Genomic DNA, 20,837 nt, shown 5'->3' on the forward strand with positions numbered 1-20,837 from the left:
CGGCCGCTGCTACTCAGCCCAACAACTGCTTTTCAGCGATCGAAAGCCATTCGGCCTGCGCCTCGCGCAGATATTTGGGCGCGCGTTTCATCTGCAGCAGCAGTTCGTTGAATACGACTCTGGCCTCAGCGTTGCGACCCGCCATGCGCAGCAGCATGCCGTAACGGACCCGCGCCTCCGCGCCGGGGAAGTAGGCCACGAGCGCGTGGTACTCTTCGAGCGCCTCGTCAATCCGCCCGACCTCTGCCAACGCACGCGCATAGAGCAAATGCCCCTCCGCCGATTCAAAGTCCGGCCAGCGCTTTTGCAGATCGTCCAACGTGGCGAGTGCCTCGGCCGGACGGTTACGACCGAATTCGGCCTGCGCCCTGCCCAGCGCATAGGCCGGCTCGCCACCGAGCGGCAGCATCAGGATGTGATCGTAGTGACGCATCGCTTCGTCGAATCTCGCCAGCCTAAGGCACTCCGCTGCCAGCGCGGCGCGATTGGCAACAGTGTCTGTGTTGGCGAGCCGATCGGAGAGCTCGCGATAGAGCTTTTCCGGGTCGAGTTTGCCGGCGATACGCTTGCGTGCCTGCTGGGCACCGGGACTTCCAAACCATTCTGGCACCAGTTCGACAACGATGTAGGCGAGCGCGCCGACCAGCGGGATCATCAGGATGATGAAGGCCCAGGGCTGCAGGCGGCCCGTCTTCGATGCGTGATAGATCAGCGTGATATCGAGCAGCAAGACGACGAGAGCAACGGGCATGGCGCATTCCAGGCAAACCGGACGGACGGTCCTTAGTGGCTTTGATAGCGCGGCAAGTTCAATCGGACAATCTTCAGTTGTGATGGAATGCGAAATATCGGCTGGCGATTCCACAGAAGCAACACTGCGCTTCCACATTTGTGGCCAGTGGAAATCTTCATGGGAACAGCAACGAACTGTGATCGGCAGGCGGGAACGCTCCGTTGGCGGACCTCGTTGGCGCGTTACGCAAGCCAAGAAAAGGAGCAATCATGAAACTCGCAGCATTGGGATTGGCGACAGCGCTGGCATTCACGGGCACTTACGCGCTGGCGCAGTCCACCGGCGGCTCCACAGGAAGTTCGGCCACGGGTGGTGCGGCAACGGGCGGCACGACGACGGGATCTTCCACCAGTGGAACGACATCAGGCGGAACGACGACCGGCAATGCGACGGGCAGCCCCGCTGACACCGGCATGACCAACAACGCCGGCAGCGCCGCGGCCGCACGGAACAGCGGAGTGAACCCGTCGGGGAACACCCACATCAACCCCTCGCCCAGCGGTTCGGCGCTGGCTCCGGCGGGGCCCGGCTCGCCTGCTGGCCGATAGCAAAAAGCCCCGCTGCGCGGGGCTTTTTCATTCGCGTGGCACCTTCATCACGTGGCTGCCGATGCTACTTCTTCTCTTCCAGCAGCTTCCTGTATTTCGCGACGTCGCGCGTCACCAACCGCCCGAGCACTTCGCTCGCGAGCTCGTTGGCGTCGGGCGCGACGGTGGAGAGATCGTGAAAGCGCTTCTTCACCGCCTCGCTTTCGACGGCGGTCTTGGCTGCGGCGTTCAGCTTCGCGATGATCGCAGGCGGCGTGCCCTTCGGCGCAAACAGGCCGTTCCAGCCCTGCGCCTCGAATTCGGGCAGGCCTGCTTCCGACGACATCGGCAGATCGGGCAAGGTTGAAAGCCGCACCGTCGAACCCACGACGAGGCCCTTCACCAATTTGTCGTCGATCGCCTGCGACACCGAGGCAGCTGAGTCGCAGACGCCGTCGATCTGGCCGCCGATCGCGTCCGTCAGCGCAGGCGCCGCGCCGCGATAGCCGACCAGTGTGACCTCGATGCCGGCCGCATGTTCAAAGCTCTTGCAGATCAGGAAATTCGAGGAGCCGACGCCGGCATGGCCGAGATTGACCTTGCCGGGATTCTTCTTCGCATAGGCGATGAAATCCTGCAGGTTCTTCGCCGGAAAATCCTTGCGCAGCGCGACGATGCCGAAAGTTTTCGCAACCACCGCAATCGGCACAAAGGATTCCGGCGTGAACGGCAGCTTAGGATAGATCGTATAGGTCGCGGCACTCGTGCCGGCGTTGCCGATCGCGATGGTGTAGCCGTCAGGCTCAGCGCGCGCGGCACGCGTGAGCGCGGTCGAGCCGCCGGCGCCCGCGACATTCTCGATCACGATCGGCTGCCCGAGCGACTTGGTCATCTCCTCGGCGACCACGCGCGCGATCACGTCGGACGTGCCGCCGGCCGCGAACGGCACGATCATGGTAACCGGACGCTTGGGATAGTCCTGCGCGTGGGCGGCTGCGGTGAGCGAGAAGGCCGCCGCGGCGACGGCCAGGCGCATCATGAAGGATTTCACGCCGCTTTTTCCAGATGAGCGACGAGGCCCGCGAACAGGCCGCGCCCGTCGGTGCAACCCATGATGTCTTCGACGTGGTTTTCCGGATGCGGCATCATGCCGAGCACATTGCCGCGCTCGTTGACGATGCCGGCGATCGACTGCGCGGCGCCGTTGATGTTGGATTCCTCGTCGACCACACCATCGGCGGAGCAATAGCGATAGAGCACCCGCCCCTCGCCCTCGAGCCGTTTCACGGTCTCCTCGTCGGCTTCATAGTTGCCCTCGCCATGCGCGACCGGCACGCGAATGACCTGGCCGGCATTGTAACCGCGCGTGAACGGCGTATCCGAGCGTTCGACCCGCAGATGCACGTCCTTGCAGATGAATTTCAGCCGTGAATTGCGCATCAGGACGCCGGGCAGCAGGCCCGCTTCACACAGTATCTGGAAACCGTTGCAGACACCGAGCACGAGACCGCCGTCGGCGGCAAATTTGCGCACGGCGTCCATCACCGGCGCGCGGGCGGCAATCGCGCCGCAGCGCAGGTAATCGCCATAAGAAAACCCGCCGGGCACGACGACGAGATCGGTCCCCTTCGGCAGCTCGGTCTCCGCGTGCCACACCATCGCCGCCTCCTGGCCGGAGGCGAGCTTCAGCGCCCGCGCCATGTCGCGCTCGCGGTTGATTCCGGGAAAGACGAGGACGGCTGATTTCATGAAAAATGCGCCTAGAGAAGTTCGACCCGGTAATTCTCGATCACCGTATTCGCCAGCAGCTTGTCGGCGGCATCCTTCAATGCCGCCTCCGCCTTGGCCTTGTCGGCCCCTGACAGTTCGATGTCGAACACCTTGCCTTGGCGGACGCTGGCAACGCCATCGACGCCGAGCGATTTCAGCGCGCCTTCGATGGCCTTGCCCTGCGGATCGAGAATGCCTGACTTCAACGTAACGGTAACGCGTGCCTTCACGATCTCAACCTCAGCTCTTCACCAGCACCGGACCAGTACCGGCCGGACGCTCGTTCTCCATCAGGATGCCGAGACGCTTTGCCACTTCGGTATAGGCTTCCAGCAACCCACCGAGATCCCTGCGGAAACGATCCTTGTCGAGCTTCTCGTTCGACTTGATATCCCACAGCCGGCATGAGTCGGGCGAGATTTCGTCGGCGACGATGATCCGCATCATCTCGTTTTCGAACAGGCGTCCGCATTCCATCTTGAAATCGACCAGACGGATGCCGATGCCGAGGAACAGCCCGGTCAGGAAGTCGTTGACGCGGATGGCGAGCGCCATGATGTCGTCGATTTCCTGCGGCGTCGCCCAGCCGAACGCGGTGATATGCTCTTCCGACACCATGGGGTCGTTGAGTTGGTCGTTCTTGTAATAGAACTCGATGATCGAGCGCGGTAGCTGGGTGCCCTCCTCGATGCCAAGGCGCTGCGACAGCGAACCGGCGGCGACGTTCCGCACCACCACTTCCAGCGGCACGATCTCGACCTCGCGAATCAGCTGCTCGCGCATATTGAGGCGGCGGATAAAATGGGTCGGCACCCCGATGTCGTTGAGGTGCTGAAACAGGTACTCCGAAATCCGGTTGTTGAGGACGCCCTTGCCCTCGATCACCTGGTGTTTCTTGGCATTAAACGCGGTCGCATCATCCTTGAAGTGCTGGATCAGGGTTCCCGGCTCCGGGCCTTCATACAGGACCTTGGCCTTGCCTTCATAAATACGGCGTCGACGGCTCATTGGGATGTACCGTGTTTTGTTGAAATCCATGAAATTGGTGTGCTCCGGATGACAAGGGTTTACGACCACGACGGAGCTGCCGTGAAGGCCAGATCCCGAACAGAACGACCGGAAACAGAACAAGAACCTCGCCTGATGGCAACCTATCCGATTGGCCCATCCAGCACAATCGACCCGGCCCAATTGGGGCCAACTTATCCCGATTGCCTGCGGCCTAACGGCCCGTTGTTTTACCGATTCGTCCCCTCTATCTAGGTAGGCGATCGGGCCGCGACAACGCGGCCCTGCTTACCATTTCCGGGGATTGGAACCGAAGAATGAGCACTTTCGACAAGCGCGAGGAAGGTTTTGAGAAGAAATTCGCCCTCGACGAGGAGCAGAAGTTCAAGGCCGAGGTGCGCCGTAACAAGCTGCTCGGTCTTTGGGCAGCGGAGAAGCTCGGCATGTCCGGTGACGACGCCAATGCCTACGCCAAGGAAGTGGTTTCGGCCGATTTCGAGGAAGCCGGCGACCAGGACGTCCAGAACAAGGTCGTCAAGGATTTGACCGCCAAGGGCGTCGCCATCACCGCTGCCGAGGTGCGCGTCAAGATGGACGAGCTGATGGCGGCGGCCGCCGCCCAGGTGAAGGCGGGGACGTAAAGTACATTCCATCCCCGTTATTGCGAGGAGCGAAGCGACGAAGCAATCCATTCCTCCACTTGCGGCAGCATGGATTGCTTCGCTCCGCTCGCAATGACGGCGGAGAATGCCGTGACGTATCTCTAAGACCGCATCCCGCGATATTCCCCACGCACGATCTCCATCAATCGCCGCGCCGCCGCGCTGAGAAAGCCGCCGCGGCGCGTTACTGTTACCACGTCGTGGCTCGCCTTGAGATCGCGCACGCCGATCACAGCGATGGTCCCGTGTCGCAGTTCCTCAGCAGCGTTGCTCTCCGACAGCAGCGCCACGCCGAGGCCTGCTTCGACCAGGCGCTTCTGCGCGGTCAGGCTGTCGACCGGCGTCCAGTCGACTTCACCCAGCCCGTGGGTCTGAAATAGCGCAAAGACGTGTGCGGCCGTGATCTCGCGCCGTCCCGGCACGACAGGGAATGCGATCCAGCGTTCGCCGCGCAGCTCTGCAAGTTTTGCGACACGGCGCCCTGCACGCGGATGATCCAGAGCACACACCACCTGCAGTCGTTCGGACAACAGCAATTCGCAGTCGAGATCACGCGAACGGTCGCGGTCATAGCGCAGCCCGATGGTCGCCTCGCCGCGCCGGATCATGTCGCTGACCTCAGCGCTGGTCGCGGTGCGTAAACTCAATTCGACCCCAGGGTGCTCGGCCGCGAAGCGCTTTAAGATCGCCGACAGCCGCCCGCCGGCAAGCGTGCCGACCACCGCAAGCGCGACAGGCCCCGAATCCGGCCGCGCCAGCGCGCGAACCGCATTCTCCGCGTCCTGGGCCGCGGCGACCGCGCGCTCGGCGTAAGGCACCATTACCCGCCCGGCATCGCTCAGCATCGTGCGCCCCGCGATCCGCTCGAACAGCGGCACGCCGAGCTCCTGCTCCAGCAATGCAATGCGCCGCGAGATCGCCGGCTGCGAACGGTGCAGCGCCTTCGCCGCGCTCGAAATACCGCCGCGGCGGTGAACGGTCAGGAACGTGAGAAGCGCATCGCTGTCCATGCTTCCTCTATGCAAAAAGCTGATGATGCATAGAGAAATAACAAATTTGGCTGATGGGCGGTAGCCCGCTAGTTTCGCTGCCAGCCAGAACCGGCCAACCAAGCGGAGATTGCCGATGCGAACCCAGATGGAAAAAGCCGAAGCGTTTCGCGCGCTGCATGCGCGCCCGGGCGCCTTCATCATTCCCAATCCCTGGGACGCCGGCACGGCAAAACTGCTCGCCGCGATGGGGTTCGAGGCGCTCGCGACCACGAGCCTCGGCGTTGCCAATACGCTCGGCAGCGCCGCCGTCAGCCTCGATGCCATCATCGAGAACTGCCGGGTGATCGCTGATGCCACCGGCCTGCCCGTCAACGCCGATTTGGAGAATTGCGGCGCGGACGATCCGAAGACCGCGGCGAAAGCGATCGCGCGCGCGGCGGAGGCAGGCTGCGTCGGCGGCTCGATCGAAGATTTTACCGGCGATCCGCAGAAGCCGATCTACGACTTCTCGCTCGCAGTCGAGCGCGTACGGGCGGCGGTCGAGGCCGCACGTGCGCTCCCCTTCCCGTTCACGTTGACGGCGCGGGCGGAGAATTTCCTGCACGGCCGCAAGGATGTCGACGACACCATCAAGCGGCTGCAGGCATTCGAGGCGGCCGGAGCGGACGTCCTGTATTCGCCAGGCCTGTATGACATCGGCACGATCCGCACCGTCGTGTCATCGGTCGGCAAGCCGTTCAACCATGTGATGGGCTTTGCCGACCCCACGCTGACGGTCGATCAGCTCTCAGCCGCAGGCGTCAAGCGCATCAGCGTCGGCGGCGCGATGGAGCGCTACGCGCTTGCAGCGTTCTTAAAATGCGCCCGCGAGATGAAGGAGCGCGGCGCGTTCACCTATGTACGTGATATGACGCCGATCGGGGAGATTAGGGCGGCGTTCGTGTGACGCTCTCTCACCGTCATTGCCTGCGACAAACGTGAAGCGTTTGCGCAAGAGAGCGAAGCGACGAAGCAATCCATTCTTTCTATCCGCGGCGGGATTGATTGCTTCGCTTCGCTCGCAATGACGGTGGAGGGATGGGTCACCCCTCCTTGAACCCATACTCCGGCACGTTACCGCTGGCGCCGTAATATTTGTACGGCAGGAATTTGCCGGACATCGTGATCTTGACGCGGTCGCCCTTGGGATTGGGCAGGCGCTCCATCACCATGTCGAAGTCGATCGCCGACATGATGCCGTCGCCATATTCTTCCTCGATCAGCGCCTTCCACGCCGGGCCATTGACCATCACCAGTTCGTAGAAGCGATAGATCAAAGGATCGGTCGGCGGCATCGGCGTTCCGGTGCCGCGCATCGGAACTTCGTTGAGCATGGCGATTTCGGATTTGGAAAGCCCGAACAGCTCGCCGGCATTGGCGGCCTGCGGCTTTGTCAGTTTCATCTGGCCGAGAATGGCGCCTGTTATCAGCACCTCCGAATAGCCGCCGATCTTTTCGCAGATATGTTTCCAGCTCCAGCCCTTCTCGCGCTTGATGTCGAGCAGCTTTTCGGTGAGGTCTTCGCGTTTCATATTTGTCTCTCCTTTGAAATCTAGCGCGCGATCGTTTGCGCTGAACTGGTCTCGACCAGGTTCGGCGCTGACACGATGGTAGGTTCGCCCAACCCCGGCCGCACCACCGGCACGTTGCGCGGATCGTGATTGGTCACATCAGCCGCAAATGTCTTGCTGCGGCTGACCAGGAAATCGACGATGTGGTTGCGCAGCGCGTAGTAGTAGGGATGGCGGTGCAGATCGATGCGGCCGCGATCCTTCGGCAGTGGATTTTCCACGATCTCGGCCAGCACGGCGCCGGGGCCGTTGGTCATCAGGAAAATCTTGTCGGCGAGATAGATCGCTTCATCGACGTCATGGGTGATCATGAAGGCGGTCTGTCCGGTTTCGAGACAGATGCGGCGCACCTCGTCCTGCAGCGTGCCGCGCGTCAGCGCATCGAGTGCCGAGAACGGCTCGTCCATCAGCATGATCTTCGGCGTGATCGAGAGCGCGCGCGCAATGCCGACGCGCTGCTTCATGCCGCCGGAGAGTTCCGACGGACGCTTGTGCTCGGAGCCGGTCAGCCCGACCAGGTCGATGAACTTCTGCGCATGTGCCTTGACCTTGGCGCGATCCCAGTTGCGCCATTTCGAGGTCACGGCATAGGCGACGTTGCCGAGCACGGTGCGCCACGGCAGCAGCGCGTGGCTCTGGAAGATCACGGCACGGTCGAGGCTCGTGCCTTCAATGGCCTGTCCGTCGACGATGACGGCGCCCTCGCTCGGCTCGTCGAGCCCAGCGAGAATATTCAGCACGGTGGTCTTGCCGCAGCCGGAATGGCCGATCACACAGCCGAATTCGCCCCGCCCCATCGACAGCCACAGATCGTCGAACACCGTGGTCGCGGCCCCATCCGCGCCGGGATAACGCCGCGCGATGCCTTCAATGGAAATGAATTTGTCGGTCATCACAGCTATTCCGGGAACGTGACCATGCGCGTGAAGCGCGCCAGAATCTGGTCGAGCAGCATGCCGACGATCCCGATCAGGAGGATCGCGATGATGACATTGGTGATCGAGAGGTTGTTCCACTCGTTCCAGACGAAGTAGCCAATGCCGGTGCCGCCGACCAGCATCTCGGCCGCGACGATGACGAGCCAGGCGATGCCGATCGAAATCCGCATGCCGGTGAGAATCGTCGGTGCGGCCGCCGGCAGGATCACCGTGAAGGCGCGCCTGATGGTGCCGACCTCCAGCGTGCGGGCGACGTTGATCCATTCCTTGCGCACCGCGGCGACGCCGAACGAGGTGTTGAGCAGCATCGGCCACACCGAGCAGATGAAAATGACAAAAATCGCCGAGATCGAGGAATCCTTGATGGTGTAGAGCGCAAGCGGCATCCAGGCGAGCGGCGAGATCGGCTTCAGCACCTGGATGAACGGATCGAGTGCCTTGCTGATCAAGGGCGACATGCCGATCAGGAAGCCGAGCGGAATGGCAACGAGCACCGCAAGCAGATAGCCGAGACCGACGCGGCCGATGGAATAGCCGAGCTGGATGCCGAGGCCCTTGTCGTTCGGCCCCTTGTCGTAAAACGGCTGCTTGAGATGCTCCCACAATTTCGCGCCGACATCGAGCGGACCCGGCATCGCCGACTTGCCCTGAGTCGCCGTCAGCCCCATCAGCTTGGCGTATTCCGGCGTCATGGTGGTGGTCGCAGCCGTCGAGCGCGTGGCGAGATGCCAGATGCCGAGGAATGCGGCGAACAGCACGATCGAGACCACGGCCGCGCGGAAACGAAGTGAGAAGGTCATCTCCCTCTCCCCGCGCGCGGGAAGAGGGTCGGGGTGAGGGGCTCTCTCCGCGAGGCGAATGCTAGTTGATGGACCTGTACCCCCTCACCCGCCGCGCAAAAGCGCGGCGACCTCTCCCCGCAAGCGGGGCGAGGTAAGAAAGAGGCAAGGCCAGGATCCCTCACGACGCCTTCCTGATCTTGAAGCTGGCGAGATAATCATCCGGCTTCGCCGGATCGAACGTCTTGCCCATCACCGCGAACGATTTGTACGACGTCGTCGGCGGTGTCAGTCCCATCTCCTTCATGACCTTGCCGGTGTCGGTCGCGAGATAAACCTGTTCCGCCACCGCCTTGTAATCGACATCGCCCTTGATCTGGCCCCAGCGCTTCATCTGGGTCAGCATCCACACCGCAAAGGACTGCCAGGGGAACGGATCGAAGTCGACACGCTTGGCGTCGGTTTTGACGCCGCCCAATCCGTCCGCATAGGTGCCGGTCAGCACCTGCTCCAGCACGGTGACCGGTGCGTTGATATAGTTCGCGGGAGCGATCGCTTCCGCGATCTGCTTGCGGTTCTCGGCTTTCGACGCATAGGCGGTCGCGTCCACGATCGCCCGCGTCAGCGCTGCAAAGCTGTTCGGCGAGCTGGTGATGAATTCCTTGCTGGCGGCAAAGCTGCAGCAGGGATGGCCGTCCCAGATCTCCTTGGACAGGATGTGCATGAAGCCGACGCCGTCATAGATCGCACGCTGGCAGATGTTGTCCGGCGCGAGGAAGCCGTCGATGTTGTCGGCGCGGAGGTTGGCGACCATTTCCGGCGGCGGCACCGAGCGCAATTGCACGTCGGTATCGGGATCGAGGCCGTGTTCGGCCAGATAATAGCGCAGCAGATAATTGTGCATCGAATAGTCGAACGGAATGGCGAACTTCATGCCCTTCCAGTCCTTCGGATCGCGCTTGTCCTTGTGCTTCATGGCGAGCGTGATGCCCTGCCCGTTGATGTTCTCGATCGCCGGCACCGTGAACGGGATCGCATTGGCGCCCAGCCCCAGCGAGATCGCGATCGGCATCGGCGCCAGCATGTGGGCTGCGTCGTATTCCTTGTTGATGGTCTTGTCGCGGATCACCGCCCAGCCGGCGGTCTTCACCACTTCGACGTTGAGGCCGTGCTTGGAATAGAAGCCGAGCGGGGCCGCCATGATGATCGGCGTTGCGCAGGTGATCGGAATGAAGCCGACCTTGAGATCCTTCTTCTCGGGCGCCCCGCCTTGCGCGAAAACCTCGGTCGCGGTCTGAAGCGGAAAGAATTGCGAGATCGCGGCCAGCGCGGTCGAGGCGCCGACCGATTTCAGGAACGCGCGCCGTGCGGCATCCCTGGGAAACATCGCCCGCATCACGGCGGAGGCTACGACGCCCTCGTAGCGCTTGTCCTCGCTCGGTGCGGGCTCGCAGCGCAGCGCCGAGGCCGCATGTTCATGTTCGGCTTCGCTGAAATGCTGGCCGCAACTGCAGCCACCGGCACGAAGACGGCGATCGGGATCGAATGGATTGTCGAAGGTAGACATGAGACCTCCTGCACGGGCGTTGCCCCCTAATTAAGCAAGGCACATGCCAGCCCTCTTCTTCGGCGATTGCGTAGATGCCGCAGGGATTTGCGGCTTCGTTGGCGATTACGAAAATTCGTGATAAACGAAATATCGTAGCTGGATTACGAATTTTCGGAGTCGATCAAATGGATCTGGCCTTGGGTTCCACGGCCGCGCCACAAGACGCCAGCCTTCACACCGCCGCGTTCGAGTTCGCAGTCGAGCCGGCGCTGCTGCTCGATCCCCATGCCGACCTGATCCTCGACGCCAATCCGGCCGCCTGCGCCCTGCTCGGCTACGACCGCGCGCTGCTGCGGCAGACCAAAGTCAGCACGCTGCATGCAGGCCAACTCCCCTCGTTGATCGTGTTCACCCAGGCCGTCCTCGACAAGGGCGCGTACTGGACCAATGCACTGACGCCGCGCCACGCCACCGGGCAGACGCTCAGGCTCGAATATGCCGGCTCGCTCGTGCCGGGTGACGGCCGCGCGCTGGTGCTGCTCACCATGAGCGACCTCGATGCACGCCGCCGCCGCTATGTCGATGCGGCGGCTGAGGACCACATGCGCGGCGGGATCGCGACCTGGCAACGGGTCGAGCGCGTGTTCCAGGACATCGAGCGCGAAAACCAGTTGATCCTGCGCGCCGCCGGCGAAGGCATTTACGGCGTCAACGCCGAGGGCAAGACCACCTTCGTCAATCCGGCGGCCGAGCGCATGCTGGGCTGGTCGGCCGAAGAACTGGTCGGCAAGGAAATCCACCCGATCGTTCATCACACCCATCATGACGGGCGGCACTATCCCGATCACGACTGCCCGATCTACGCGGCGTTTCGGGACGGCGCCGTGCATCAGGTCGAGGGCGAGGTGTTCTGGCGCAAGGACGGCACGCCGGTCTGGGTCGAATACACCTCGACGCCGATCCGCGACCGCGGCGTCGTCGTTGGCGCGGTCATCGTGTTCCGCGATGTCAGCCAGCGCCGCGAGGCCGACGAAAAGCTGCATGCGGCACTCGCCGAAGTCGATCGCCTGCGCGAGCGGTTGGAGCTGGAAAACGCTTACCTGCAGGAAGAAATCCGCATCGAGACCAATCCGCGCGGCATCATCGGCCAGAGCGAGGCGATCCAGAAGACGCTGCGCCAGGTCAAGCTGGTGGCGCCGACCTCGGCGGCCGTGATGATCACAGGCGAATCCGGCACCGGCAAGGAACTGATCGCGCGCGCCATCCATGAGGCGAGCAGCCGCCGCGACCGGCCGCTGATCCGCGTCAATTGCGCGGCGATCCCGCGCGAACTGTTCGAAAGCGAGTTCTTCGGCCACGTCCGCGGCGCCTTCACCGGCGCGATGCGCGATCGCATCGGGCGATTCGAGCTCGCCGACGGCGGCACGCTGTTTCTCGACGAGGTGGGCGAAATTCCGCTCGAACTGCAGGGCAAGCTGTTGCGCGTGCTGCAGGAGGGTAATTTCGAGCGCGTCGGCGAAGAGCGCACCCGCGCGGTCGACGTCCGCCTGATCGCCGCCACCAACCGCGACCTCAAGCAGGAGGTGCAGCGCGGCCGGTTTCGCGAGGACCTCTATTTCCGGCTCAACGTGTTTCCAGTGGAATCGGTGCCGCTGCGCGAGCGGCGCGAGGACATTCCGCTGCTGGCGCAGCATTTTCTGACGCGCGAAAGCAAGGCGCTGAAATCCGAGCTTCGATTGTCGGAAGGCGATGCGCGGCGTCTCGCACGCTATGACTGGCCCGGCAACGTGCGCGAATTGCAGAACGTGATCGAGCGCGCCGCGATCCTTGCCCAGAACGGCCGCCTCCGCATCGACCTGCCCGACGCGTCCGGCGCGCAGCCCTCCCCCGGCGCGGCGCGCGCGAAAACAGATAGCCGCCCCACGGTCATGACATCAGCAGAGATGCGCGCGCACGAACGCGCCAATATTCTGGCCGCACTGCAGGCCTGCTCCGGAAAAGTGTTCGGCCCCGGCGGCGCGGCCGAAATGCTCGACATCAAGCCAACCACGCTGGCTTCACGCATCAAGGCGCTTGGAATTACGAGTGGGCGCGGCTTGGCTGGCTAATTAGGGCGTGTGCTCATAAACATCGGCTTCCCACGGCAAAGCGGAAGTCACCCGGCTTGACCGTGATCGGCGGCTCGTGACCCTCAACGCACCTTGCATCTAGACTTTAATCGGCGGCTCTACTTGAGCAAGCTCCTCTTTCAAAGGGGTCCAGCCGTGAGCCATCACAACTGTGCTCAAGATTCCACGAAGAGAAAAACTAACCTCAAAAATCTCGCCAGTTTCGGCCTCAAGCTCAAATGTGACTTTGGGGTCCTCCTCCGTCGAAGCGTCGCCTCTCATGCTTCGGCCCATTACTATCGTCGCCAGCCGTGTTCGCTTCGCCATTAGAATTCCACGCTCCCTTCCAACATTTCGCCAACTCGGCAGCTTACCCTGGGATGCAGCGGCTGTGGCACCGACCCATTCATTCGCGTTGGCGGCGCAGAAGAACGCAGCTTGCTTCAATCCAAATAGAGTGCATGTAGCTCTCTTCGCCGACGACCTCGCCTACGTGCAGCTCCAGAAATCCGTTGTCGATCCCCGCAATAGGAAAGATGCGACCCATGCAAGCTTCAAACAATGCCTGTGTGCCCATCCCAGACGGAAGCGATCCCGGTACCGCAACTACTTCGACTTGATCCCCGATCTTCATGCCGCACCATTCAGCCCCCAGTTCGCTACCCTTAGCAGGTGACGTCTCCTGCTGTGAAGGTAAAGCGGACCTGACTTAATTACGAGTACATGCCTAGTAGCGGCGGCCGCCGATAGCAAATGGCGAGGCCCCGGGCAGCGAGTTGATCTCGCTGTCGAGGCGGCCCGACTGCTGGACGTAACCGACCCCGAGCGACAGGCTGAGATTCGACGTCGCCTGGAATTCGACGCCGGCATTCACGCTGGAGATCGGCAGCGTGCCGGATTTGGAGTCGAAGGGCGCGAACGGGCCGCCGATGCCGGTATTGTATTTCAGCGTGTCGAAACCGGCATAGAAGGTGACGGGCAAGCCGCTGTTCTTCAAGCTGTAGCCGAACTGCACGCCTTCGCTATAGAGCGAACCGAAACTGCCGAACGCACTCTGGCTGAGGCTGCCGAAGCCCATGCCGCTGCGCTGGCTGCCGACAAAAAAGCCGTTCGAAAAATTGTAGCGCGCATGGGACGAGCCGTTTCCGAGATCGCGGAAGTCGAAGCTCGGAAAGGTGCCGTACGCGTCAGGGCTCTCACCCGCAGCACCGCTGAATCCCATCGGCCAGCCCGGAATCCAGTAGTTTACCGGCGAGGCCTGCGCGTGGGCCGCTGGCGCGCCCAGGCACAGCATCGCTGCGACCATTGCAAGACCAAATCTGCGTGAGAACATCGACATCCGGGCGACCACCTGACTGCGTCGCGATTATACGCAGCGGAGATCAGGAACGCCAGAGTGGCGCGATGGCGCGGTTCCATTGGTTCGCGCCATCACTTCAGGAATCGCCGGCCGCCTTGTTGCCGTCCAATTCCATGGAATAAGACTGCAACACCGGACGCGTCGTTACGCCGCCTTGGTGGTGAGCTTGACGTCCGTCGGCAACCCCTCCTCGATCGGGAGCGACGGATCGCGCGACCATTCGTTCCAGGAGCCGAAATACATCCGGACATCCTTCACGCCGGCGTTCTTCAGCGCGAGGAACGTGTTCGAGGCCCGCGCGCCCTTGAAGCAGTAGAGATAGACCGGCGTATTCTCTGTGATGCCGACGGTGGCACACTCCGCCAGGATCTCGTTCTTGGACTTGAAGCGCGGCCCTTCCGCGGTCGGCTTCATCATGCGGTACCACTCCAGCCACACGGCGCCGGGAATGCGTCCCTTGCGCGGGCAGAAGTCTTTCCCATACGGCGAAGAGCTTTCGCCGATCCACTCGTCGATGTCGCGCACGTCGAGCAGCGCGATGCCGGGCTTGCCGACGGCGGCGAGCATGGTCTTGGCGTCGATCAGGATATCGCCGGCTTCCGGCACGACCGTGAACGACGCCTTCACCGGCGACGGCACGTCCGTGGTGACCGGCAGCCCCGCCGCCGCCCAGGCGTCGTAACCGCCATGCAGCACCTTGACCTTGGGATAGCCCAGCATGGTCAAGAGATAGTAGCCGCGGCAGGACTGGCCGAAGCCGGAATTCATCGACTGCTCGTAGATGACGGCGGTCTCTTTGCCCGAAAGCCCGGCAGCGCCGAACGCATCGGCGAATTTCGTCTTCAGTTCATGAATGCCTTCCGGCGTCGAGGTCGCGAGGTACGTGAAGATTTCATGGACATTGACGGCGCCGGGGAGATGCCCCGCGCCGTAGGCTTCGGGATTGCGGGTGTCGATGATGACACACGGCTCTTTCGTGAGGAATTCCGCGAGTTCGCCGGCAGTAATCAGAACGTCCGTCATGGCAGGCCTCTCCTGTTTTATGGTTGCTGGTTGGGTCGAAACGGAAATCCCTTTAGTGCTCGTCGCCAGCCAGCATCTTGCGAAGCTGCTTGGTGGCAGGGGTAACGATGGCGACGAAATAAGCTTCGCGGAGCCTGCGCTGGGCGCGGTGGCTTTTGAGGTAACCGCGCGCGCCGCAATGGAGCATCGCCGCATGCGCAGCCGCGACGCTGGCGTCGCCGGCGCGTAAGCGAAGCGCCACCACCCGCCGCCAATAGCTGTCGTCGGTGTTGTAGGGATCGCGCGCCAGCGCCATCGTCTCCTTCTCGAACTCGGCGTGGAGCTCGCGGAATTGAACCGGCTGCTGCGCCAGATAGCGGTTGACGTGGCCGAGCGGCGCCTCGACCTCGTCCATGATCTGGATGCAATCCTTGATCAGGCCGAGCGCCATGCCGGCCTGCAGCAGGATGAAGCCGGCGCGGATTTTCTTGACGAAGGGGCCGGCCGGTTCGGCGAGGATCAGTTCATCCGGCACGAAGACATCGCGAAACTGCACGCCATAGGTGCCGGTGCCGTCCATCGCCAGGAACGGCTTGCACGGCTGCAACGTGATCGCGGGATTGGAGCAATCGGCAAGGAACATCACGATGCCCGGCCCGCCGTTTGCGGTGCCGCCGGGCCCGTCCTCGCGCTCGAAGATCGTGCCGAAGAAATGCTCGGCGCCCAAATTTGACACCCAGGGCAGCGCGCCGCGCACGACGTAACCGCCCTCGACCTTGCGTCCTTTCAGCTTCAACTTCTCGATGCCGAAAAAACTCTTCATCGGGTTGGACAGCCCGGTGCCACCGAGAATTTCGCCGCTGGCGAACTTATCGGCGAATTTGGCGACGAGTTTTGGATTGCCCGAATTCGAGGCGTACCAGACCAGCGTGTTCTGGCACCACGCCATGAAGGCGGTGGCGCCGCAGACTTCGCCGAGCGCTGCGATCGATTGAATGGCGCAGCGCAGATCGGCCGCGCCATTCACCGGTTGGTGGCTGCCCCAGGCGCCGGCTTCGCCAAGCCGCCGGAGCAAGGCATCGGGGTAGAGCGTGCCTTCGTCGATCGCCAGCGCCTGGGGTGCGAGTTCTTTGCGCGCAATCACTGCTACCTGATCGGCGATCGACGCCGATGGCAGAGTTGCGTCAATCGCGAGCCGGGATACCGCCAGTGAACCCATCAAACCCTCCACACCCCATTGGCCTGCCGTGGCCGCCTACGCGCTGACTTCGAGATTGACCGGGCGGGTAAAGGTGTTGGCGACCGGCGACCACTGCTTGACGTGGGCCACCAGCGCGTCGATCTCGGCCTTCGGAATGCCCTCGCATTCCATGTCGACCTTGACCCGCACGTCGGTGAAGCCGACCGGCTTCTCGCTGACATCGCCGGTGCCCCACACCGCCGTGATGTTGAGATCGCCCTCGAGCTCGAGTTCGAGCTTGTTGACGATCCAGCCGCGGTGAACGGCGTTGGCGTGCAGGCCGACCGCAAGGCACGAGCCGAGCGCGGCCAATGACGCCTCCGACGGGTTGGGCGCGGTGTCGTCGCCGAGCAGGCCCGGCGGCTCGTCGACGATGCAAGGCGCGAGGTTGCGGATGTAGTTGGCATGGCGGAACTTGCCTTCCGCCACCGTCTTGCACTTCAAGGTCTTGATGACCTTCGGATTGGCCTTGCCGTTGGCGATGAGCTGCTCGAGCCCATTTTTGTCGATCGGCGCCAGGCAGCCTGTAAGCACCGTTTTTTGAGCGACCGCGGTCATCATTTCTCTCCCTAGGGTAGGATACCGAACGTTCTGTTTCCTGCATTAAGCGTGCCAGATCAGGCCAAAACCAAAAGGCGAAGCTCTCCCGCCGCTTAGCGATCGCTGCCCGGAAATTGGTCAGCGCCGCGCTGCACAGGCGCGAAGCAATTGCCGCGTGCCTGCGATTAATTTCGGCGCAAAGATGCGACTTGATGATTGCGCGGCGCTCCGATTAACTGCAGCGCATGGGCAAATCGGTTTCAAAGAGGAAAGCTGTCGCGGCACGCGCCGCAGGCGATGAGGAATCCGCGCGCGGACGCCTGCTCGGCGCGGCGACGCATCTGTTCTGCAAGAACGGCATCAACGCCACCGGGATCGATGCCATCATCGACGAGGCCGGCACCGCCAAGACCACGCTCTACAAAGTGTTCGGATCGAAGACCAACCTCGTCAACGCCGTGCTGGAGAGCGAAGGCAAGGCGTGGCGCGAATGGTTCATCGGCGCGATGGAGGATGGCGGCGGCGACGCGCAGGCGAAATTGACGCGGATCTTTCCAGCGCTGAAGCGCTGGTTCGCCGAGGAGCGCTTCTACGGCTGCCCCTTCATCAACGCGGTCGCCGAGCACGACAAGGACGCCAAGCAGTTCCGCAATATCGCACTGCGCCACAAGAAAGTGGTGCTGGCGCATATCGAAAAGCTCGCCAGTGAAATGGGCGCGGCCGAACCGCAAATGCTTGCCCATCAGCTCGCGCTGCTGATCGACGGCGCCATCGTCGCCGCCATGGTCTCGCGCGATCCCGGCGTCGCCGATACCGCCGGTCTCGCCGCGGGCAATCTGTTCGGGCCATCGAAGGTGAAGAAGACGAAGCGGACCGGCAGCCCTGCGGAGCTCGTCGCCGTCTGAGGCGAGCTATAGCGACGCGGGCGCTGTGACGGTCAGGCCGTACGCGAGGACAACTGCGCCGGCCACGATCAGGCCCACGCCCGCGGCGCGGCTGAGCCATTCGCTGCGTGGCAGCAGCCTCTCGAAGGCGACATAGATCGCGACGGCTGCGACCCAGGCGAGGTTCATGACACCGACGACGAAGAGCAGCGCCATCAGGAACCAGCAGCAGCCGACGCAATAACTGCCATGCCGGAATCCCATGCGCAGCGCGCCCATGGCGCCGCGTTGCCAGTAGCTCGAGAGGAACAGCAACGGACTCTGGCAGTAGCGAAGACAGGCGCGCTTGATCGGCGTCAACTGATAGAGGCCGGCGGCAAGCAGGATGATTGCGGCGAGCACGCTGCTGGTGCTTGCCATCATGCCGGACAGCAACCCGGCCTGCTCAAGTCCCCACTGCAGCGAGACCGCGACCACGCTGAACCCTGCCCAGATCACGAGATAGCCGGCGAGAAACAGCCAGCTTGAAATCGCGGGACTGTCCGCGGCCGCCTGCCTGCGCTTGATGGCGGCGAACAGCAGGATCATGGGGGCTGCGCTAGGCACCATCATCGCGACCATCATCACCCACCACATCACGAACATGAGCCATGCCTGGGCCGGCGACCACGGCTCAGGGTCCATCGGCATATCGGCCATGCTCATGTCGATGCCGGCGCCGGCAATCAGATATCCCCAGGAGAACGCAACGACGACGGCTATTCCGATGGCCACGATCAGGCGATCGTGCCGCAGGGTCTGTTCGAGCGCCGAGGTCGCCATCATAAACCCCACCCCCGACTGGGCGTGTAGAGATTAGGGCGCAGCGCTAGGCCGCAACGCCCTGCGGCGTCTGAACGACATTGGCGAGCGAACTATGCGTGCCCTTGGTGTCGAACTTGATGGCGCCGCTCGAGCGGATGTTGGCCGAAGCAACCTCGGCCGCCCTGTGCTCGAAGCCCTCGGGCATCACGACCTGAATGCGGTGAGGCTCTCCTGTCACCGGATTCTTGATCGGCTCGACCTCGGTCTCCAGCACGCCCTTCGCCACCATACGCGCTACGCGCCCGTCCTTGTCGAATTCGAATTCGATCGGTACGAACAACGGTTCATGCATCTTGGTCACGATCAGGCTGAGAATCTGGAATAGCGTGCCTTCGGCAGAGTTCTGACCCGACATGATATTGAAAAGTGCTTCGCGTTGTTCCGGTGTGGCGCGCTCGTCGATGATCGGCTGCAGCTGGCCATTGCCCTCATGCAGCGCACCGGGAAAATGAACGGTTGCCGCGAAAACCAGGCCGTCGAGTTTGGTCTTCTCGAAATGTCCCTTGGTGATCCGCATGCCGACCGTGCCCTTGCAATAACCCTGGGTCGGCAGGGCATTGAAATCGCACGGGCAGCCAAATGCGCAATTGCAGTTCTTGATCCATTCGCCTTCGAGACGCCAGTCAGATGTAGCCATCGCACACCTCCGTTTGCGTATTCGATTGAACTGCAGGGGTAAGCTTATCCCGTTTGCGCGCGCGGGGACAGGGAGCGTCGGCCGGCTTGCCCGATAGGCCCGCCTAGCTGCGCTCGCGCAGCTTCGCCTCGAGCCGAGCGAGTTCCGCGACCAGATCGCGCTCGACTTCGGCGACCTTCATCTCGATCACACGGTAGTCGCGTGCTTCCAGCCACGTCTTGCGGCCGGCGCGGTCGGCGACGATGGCCTCCGACTCGTTCGGATTGACCAGCTCGATCGCGAGCCGGTGCACGAAGGAGACGAAATCCGGAATGTGGCGCCCCACCGGAGTCTGGCGCTTGAACTGGCCGGCGAAGCGCCGGTCGCGGGTCAGCGCCTGCCACAGGACCCGCTCGGCGTCGGTCGGGTTCCGCCGCAGCAGCCGGGCCAGCCCGCGCACGGTAGAACTGTCGCCCGGCACCGCCGGCCCCTGCCCGTGCTCGGCCAGCAAAGCGCGCAGCCGCGTCGCCTGTTCGCCGTCGAGCACGCCACCCTTGGCCGGTCCCTTGCGGCCTTCCGCGATCGCCATCACCACGCCGTGCAAAGTGTGCATGTCCTGCTTGGTCGGGTCCATGCGGGTAAAGATGTTGCGCAGGTTCACCAGCATGGTCTCCCGCTTCTCGCGCGGGCGGAGGAATTCGACTTTGTCGAGTTCCCGGACCAGATTGTCGAAGAAGGCTTGCATCTGGTGCTGCGAGGCCGGCTCGGAGCGTTCGGGCATCGCGAACGGCAAGGCGCCGCCCGTCGACAGCTTGAACCACTCATAGCCGATCAGCAGCACCGCCTGCGCCAGATTGAGCGAGGCAAAACCCGGATTGACCGGAAAGGTAATGATCCGGTTGGCGAGCGCCACTTCCTCGTTCTGCAGGCCGTAGCGCTCGCGGCCGAACATGATGCCAGCCCCGCCGCCGCTGCCGACATGCGCCACGATCTCGGCCGCCGCTTCCCCGGGTGCGACCACCGGCTTGGCCTGGTCGTGGGCCCGGGCGGTGGTGGCGAACAGCAGTGTCAGGTCGGCGACCGCCTGCTCGACGGTGTCGAACAACTGGGCCTGTTCCAGAATCTGGTCGGCGCCGGCCGCCGCCCGCTGCGCGGCGATGTTCGGCCAGCCGTCGCGCGGATTGACGATTCTTAGACGGGAAAGCGCGAAATTGCCCATCGCGCGCGCGGCCATGCCGATATTCTCGCCGAGCTGCGGCTCGACGAGGATCACAACAGGTCCGGCTAAGTCCCAACCAGACTTGGTTTTATCGGTGCCCGAACCGGACATTCGTTACTTCACTTTCTGATTCAACTTCCGAAGTTGATTCAACCTCTGAAGAGTTTGAACGGCCGCGCGTTTTTGGATGGCGGAATTCGAGAAGCCTGCTGTGCGGCTTAGTAACCTCTCCGAACGCTCGATCAAAGCCTCAAGGAAGCTTGATCCCGCCCGCCGCTTGCGCGCGTTAGACTTTCGGATAGGCTAACAATCACAAACAAAGCGAAGCTGCAAACAGCCCGAAAACCGGTTCAACGGCGAGGGAATCAATGGGGAG

Annotated in this window: 23 protein-coding genes; 5 read left to right on the forward strand and 18 right to left on the reverse strand. The window is 62.8% G+C overall.

Annotated elements, in window-relative coordinates; all coding sequences use genetic code 11:
• Positions 1-13: 13 nt before the first annotated feature.
• Complete coding sequence (locus tag V1294_RS28220; protein ID WP_334501746.1) at positions 14-751, reverse strand: tetratricopeptide repeat protein; 738 nt, start codon at positions 749-751, stop codon at positions 14-16.
• A gap of 251 nt (positions 752-1,002) precedes the next feature.
• Between V1294_RS28220 and V1294_RS28225 the strand changes: the two genes are divergently transcribed.
• Positions 1,003-1,341, forward strand: coding sequence for a hypothetical protein (locus V1294_RS28225; RefSeq protein WP_334501748.1), 339 nt, complete (start codon positions 1,003-1,005; stop codon positions 1,339-1,341).
• Between the two features lie 64 nt (positions 1,342-1,405).
• Here V1294_RS28225 and V1294_RS28230 read toward each other — a convergent pair whose 3' ends face one another.
• The 4 genes from V1294_RS28230 to purC are packed head-to-tail and all read right to left on the reverse strand — an operon-like array spanning position 1,406 to position 4,098.
• The gene (locus V1294_RS28230) at positions 1,406-2,359 is read right to left on the reverse strand and encodes a tripartite tricarboxylate transporter substrate-binding protein (RefSeq protein ID WP_334489593.1); all 954 of its coding nucleotides are present in this window, start codon (positions 2,357-2,359) and stop codon (positions 1,406-1,408) included.
• A gap of 8 nt (positions 2,360-2,367) precedes the next feature.
• Complete coding sequence (purQ, locus tag V1294_RS28235; RefSeq protein WP_334501750.1) at positions 2,368-3,069, reverse strand: phosphoribosylformylglycinamidine synthase subunit PurQ; 702 nt, start codon at positions 3,067-3,069, stop codon at positions 2,368-2,370.
• 11 nt (positions 3,070-3,080) lie between these two features.
• Positions 3,081-3,320, reverse strand: coding sequence for a phosphoribosylformylglycinamidine synthase subunit PurS (purS, locus tag V1294_RS28240; protein WP_057838858.1), 240 nt, complete (start codon positions 3,318-3,320; stop codon positions 3,081-3,083).
• 10 nt (positions 3,321-3,330) lie between these two features.
• Positions 3,331-4,098 carry a phosphoribosylaminoimidazolesuccinocarboxamide synthase gene (purC, locus tag V1294_RS28245; protein ID WP_171708996.1) on the reverse strand — a complete coding sequence of 256 codons (768 nt, stop codon included), beginning with the start codon at positions 4,096-4,098 and terminating at the stop codon, positions 3,331-3,333.
• Between the two features lie 317 nt (positions 4,099-4,415).
• Between purC and V1294_RS28250 the strand changes: the two genes are divergently transcribed.
• Positions 4,416-4,739, forward strand: a complete 324-nt coding sequence (locus V1294_RS28250) for a DUF1476 domain-containing protein (protein WP_108516398.1) — start codon at positions 4,416-4,418, stop codon at positions 4,737-4,739.
• Between the two features lie 122 nt (positions 4,740-4,861).
• Here V1294_RS28250 and V1294_RS28255 read toward each other — a convergent pair whose 3' ends face one another.
• Positions 4,862-5,770 carry a LysR family transcriptional regulator gene (locus tag V1294_RS28255; RefSeq protein ID WP_334501752.1) on the reverse strand — a complete coding sequence of 303 codons (909 nt, stop codon included), beginning with the start codon at positions 5,768-5,770 and terminating at the stop codon, positions 4,862-4,864.
• 115 nt (positions 5,771-5,885) lie between these two features.
• On the opposite strand from V1294_RS28255, the gene V1294_RS28260 reads away from it, so the two are divergent.
• Positions 5,886-6,698, forward strand: coding sequence for an isocitrate lyase/PEP mutase family protein (locus V1294_RS28260; protein ID WP_334501754.1), 813 nt, complete (start codon positions 5,886-5,888; stop codon positions 6,696-6,698).
• 136 nt (positions 6,699-6,834) lie between these two features.
• On the opposite strand, the gene cynS is transcribed toward V1294_RS28260, so the two are convergent.
• The 4 genes from cynS to V1294_RS28280 all read right to left on the reverse strand — a co-directional run bounded on the left by cynS (position 6,835) and on the right by V1294_RS28280 (position 10,646).
• Positions 6,835-7,323 (reverse strand): cyanase, encoded by a 489-nt coding sequence (cynS, locus tag V1294_RS28265; protein ID WP_212421546.1) that lies wholly within the window; start codon positions 7,321-7,323, stop codon positions 6,835-6,837.
• Positions 7,324-7,343: 20 nt separating this feature from the next.
• Positions 7,344-8,255: an ABC transporter ATP-binding protein gene (locus V1294_RS28270; RefSeq protein WP_334501757.1), complete on the reverse strand. Its 912-nt coding sequence runs from the start codon at positions 8,253-8,255 to the stop codon at positions 7,344-7,346.
• A 5-nt stretch (positions 8,256-8,260) separates the two neighbouring features.
• Positions 8,261-9,100 carry a nitrate ABC transporter permease gene (gene ntrB, locus V1294_RS28275; RefSeq protein WP_108516387.1) on the reverse strand — a complete coding sequence of 280 codons (840 nt, stop codon included), beginning with the start codon at positions 9,098-9,100 and terminating at the stop codon, positions 8,261-8,263.
• 160 nt (positions 9,101-9,260) lie between these two features.
• A complete protein-coding gene (locus V1294_RS28280) occupies positions 9,261-10,646 on the reverse strand; it encodes a CmpA/NrtA family ABC transporter substrate-binding protein (RefSeq protein WP_334501759.1) in 1,386 nt (461 codons plus the stop codon).
• A 167-nt stretch (positions 10,647-10,813) separates the two neighbouring features.
• Here V1294_RS28280 and V1294_RS28285 point away from each other — a divergent pair, with 167 nt between their 5' ends.
• A complete protein-coding gene (locus tag V1294_RS28285; protein WP_334501761.1) occupies positions 10,814-12,736 on the forward strand; it encodes a sigma 54-interacting transcriptional regulator in 1,923 nt (640 codons plus the stop codon).
• A 406-nt stretch (positions 12,737-13,142) separates the two neighbouring features.
• Here V1294_RS28285 and V1294_RS28290 read toward each other — a convergent pair whose 3' ends face one another.
• The 5 genes from V1294_RS28290 to V1294_RS28310 form a co-directional block, all read right to left on the reverse strand.
• The gene (locus V1294_RS28290; RefSeq protein ID WP_334501763.1) at positions 13,143-13,370 is read right to left on the reverse strand and encodes a hypothetical protein; all 228 of its coding nucleotides are present in this window, start codon (positions 13,368-13,370) and stop codon (positions 13,143-13,145) included.
• Between the two features lie 93 nt (positions 13,371-13,463).
• Entirely contained in the window at positions 13,464-14,075 is a 612-nt protein-coding gene (locus V1294_RS28295) for a hypothetical protein (RefSeq protein WP_334501765.1), read from the reverse strand.
• 165 nt (positions 14,076-14,240) lie between these two features.
• A complete protein-coding gene (locus V1294_RS28300) occupies positions 14,241-15,119 on the reverse strand; it encodes a sulfurtransferase (protein WP_334501767.1) in 879 nt (292 codons plus the stop codon).
• A 52-nt stretch (positions 15,120-15,171) separates the two neighbouring features.
• Positions 15,172-16,317 carry an acyl-CoA dehydrogenase family protein gene (locus tag V1294_RS28305; protein WP_334501769.1) on the reverse strand — a complete coding sequence of 382 codons (1,146 nt, stop codon included), beginning with the start codon at positions 16,315-16,317 and terminating at the stop codon, positions 15,172-15,174.
• A 36-nt stretch (positions 16,318-16,353) separates the two neighbouring features.
• The gene (locus tag V1294_RS28310; RefSeq protein ID WP_334501771.1) at positions 16,354-16,896 is read right to left on the reverse strand and encodes an OsmC family protein; all 543 of its coding nucleotides are present in this window, start codon (positions 16,894-16,896) and stop codon (positions 16,354-16,356) included.
• Positions 16,897-17,123: 227 nt separating this feature from the next.
• Here V1294_RS28310 and V1294_RS28315 point away from each other — a divergent pair, with 227 nt between their 5' ends.
• Entirely contained in the window at positions 17,124-17,783 is a 660-nt protein-coding gene (locus V1294_RS28315) for a TetR/AcrR family transcriptional regulator (protein WP_334501773.1), read from the forward strand.
• A gap of 6 nt (positions 17,784-17,789) precedes the next feature.
• On the opposite strand, the gene V1294_RS28320 is transcribed toward V1294_RS28315, so the two are convergent.
• The 3 genes from V1294_RS28320 to V1294_RS28330 all read right to left on the reverse strand — a co-directional run bounded on the left by V1294_RS28320 (position 17,790) and on the right by V1294_RS28330 (position 20,572).
• Positions 17,790-18,584, reverse strand: a complete 795-nt coding sequence (locus V1294_RS28320) for a DUF2182 domain-containing protein (protein ID WP_334501774.1) — start codon at positions 18,582-18,584, stop codon at positions 17,790-17,792.
• A gap of 46 nt (positions 18,585-18,630) precedes the next feature.
• Positions 18,631-19,263, reverse strand: coding sequence for a DUF1326 domain-containing protein (locus tag V1294_RS28325; protein ID WP_334501775.1), 633 nt, complete (start codon positions 19,261-19,263; stop codon positions 18,631-18,633).
• 103 nt (positions 19,264-19,366) lie between these two features.
• Positions 19,367-20,572 (reverse strand): TrmJ/YjtD family RNA methyltransferase, encoded by a 1,206-nt coding sequence (locus V1294_RS28330; RefSeq protein ID WP_334501777.1) that lies wholly within the window; start codon positions 20,570-20,572, stop codon positions 19,367-19,369.
• Positions 20,573-20,837 lie beyond the last annotated feature (265 nt).

Origin of the sequence: Bradyrhizobium sp. AZCC 1678, from assembly GCF_036924765.1 — a bacterium.
In the GTDB taxonomy this organism is placed as follows: domain Bacteria; phylum Pseudomonadota; class Alphaproteobacteria; order Rhizobiales; family Xanthobacteraceae; genus Bradyrhizobium; species Bradyrhizobium algeriense.

Bases quoted from the DNA above. Each gene is read 5' to 3' on its own strand.
- V1294_RS28300 (WP_334501767.1), bottom strand. From the start codon at position 15,119: ATGACGGACGTTCTGATTACTGCCGGCGAACTCGCGGAATTCCTCACG.
- V1294_RS28280 (WP_334501759.1), bottom strand. From the start codon at position 10,646: ATGTCTACCTTCGACAATCCATTCGATCCCGATCGCCGTCTTCGTGCC.
- V1294_RS28220 (WP_334501746.1), bottom strand. From the start codon at position 751: ATGCCCGTTGCTCTCGTCGTCTTGCTGCTCGATATCACGCTGATCTAT.
- V1294_RS28285 (WP_334501761.1), top strand. From the start codon at position 10,814: ATGGATCTGGCCTTGGGTTCCACGGCCGCGCCACAAGACGCCAGCCTT.
- V1294_RS28310 (WP_334501771.1), bottom strand. From the start codon at position 16,896: ATGACCGCGGTCGCTCAAAAAACGGTGCTTACAGGCTGCCTGGCGCCG.
- ntrB (WP_108516387.1), bottom strand. From the start codon at position 9,100: ATGACCTTCTCACTTCGTTTCCGCGCGGCCGTGGTCTCGATCGTGCTG.
- purC (WP_171708996.1), bottom strand. From the start codon at position 4,098: ATGAGCCGTCGACGCCGTATTTATGAAGGCAAGGCCAAGGTCCTGTAT.
- V1294_RS28225 (WP_334501748.1), top strand. From the start codon at position 1,003: ATGAAACTCGCAGCATTGGGATTGGCGACAGCGCTGGCATTCACGGGC.
- V1294_RS28230 (WP_334489593.1), bottom strand. From the start codon at position 2,359: ATGATGCGCCTGGCCGTCGCCGCGGCGGCCTTCTCGCTCACCGCAGCC.
- V1294_RS28290 (WP_334501763.1), bottom strand. From the start codon at position 13,370: ATGAAGATCGGGGATCAAGTCGAAGTAGTTGCGGTACCGGGATCGCTT.
- V1294_RS28250 (WP_108516398.1), top strand. From the start codon at position 4,416: ATGAGCACTTTCGACAAGCGCGAGGAAGGTTTTGAGAAGAAATTCGCC.
- V1294_RS28295 (WP_334501765.1), bottom strand. From the start codon at position 14,075: ATGTCGATGTTCTCACGCAGATTTGGTCTTGCAATGGTCGCAGCGATG.
- purQ (WP_334501750.1), bottom strand. From the start codon at position 3,069: ATGAAATCAGCCGTCCTCGTCTTTCCCGGAATCAACCGCGAGCGCGAC.
- V1294_RS28305 (WP_334501769.1), bottom strand. From the start codon at position 16,317: ATGGGTTCACTGGCGGTATCCCGGCTCGCGATTGACGCAACTCTGCCA.
- V1294_RS28270 (WP_334501757.1), bottom strand. From the start codon at position 8,255: ATGACCGACAAATTCATTTCCATTGAAGGCATCGCGCGGCGTTATCCC.
- V1294_RS28255 (WP_334501752.1), bottom strand. From the start codon at position 5,770: ATGGACAGCGATGCGCTTCTCACGTTCCTGACCGTTCACCGCCGCGGC.
- V1294_RS28320 (WP_334501774.1), bottom strand. From the start codon at position 18,584: ATGGCGACCTCGGCGCTCGAACAGACCCTGCGGCACGATCGCCTGATC.
- cynS (WP_212421546.1), bottom strand. From the start codon at position 7,323: ATGAAACGCGAAGACCTCACCGAAAAGCTGCTCGACATCAAGCGCGAG.
- V1294_RS28325 (WP_334501775.1), bottom strand. From the start codon at position 19,263: ATGGCTACATCTGACTGGCGTCTCGAAGGCGAATGGATCAAGAACTGC.
- V1294_RS28260 (WP_334501754.1), top strand. From the start codon at position 5,886: ATGCGAACCCAGATGGAAAAAGCCGAAGCGTTTCGCGCGCTGCATGCG.
- V1294_RS28315 (WP_334501773.1), top strand. From the start codon at position 17,124: ATGGGCAAATCGGTTTCAAAGAGGAAAGCTGTCGCGGCACGCGCCGCA.
- V1294_RS28330 (WP_334501777.1), bottom strand. From the start codon at position 20,572: ATGTCCGGTTCGGGCACCGATAAAACCAAGTCTGGTTGGGACTTAGCC.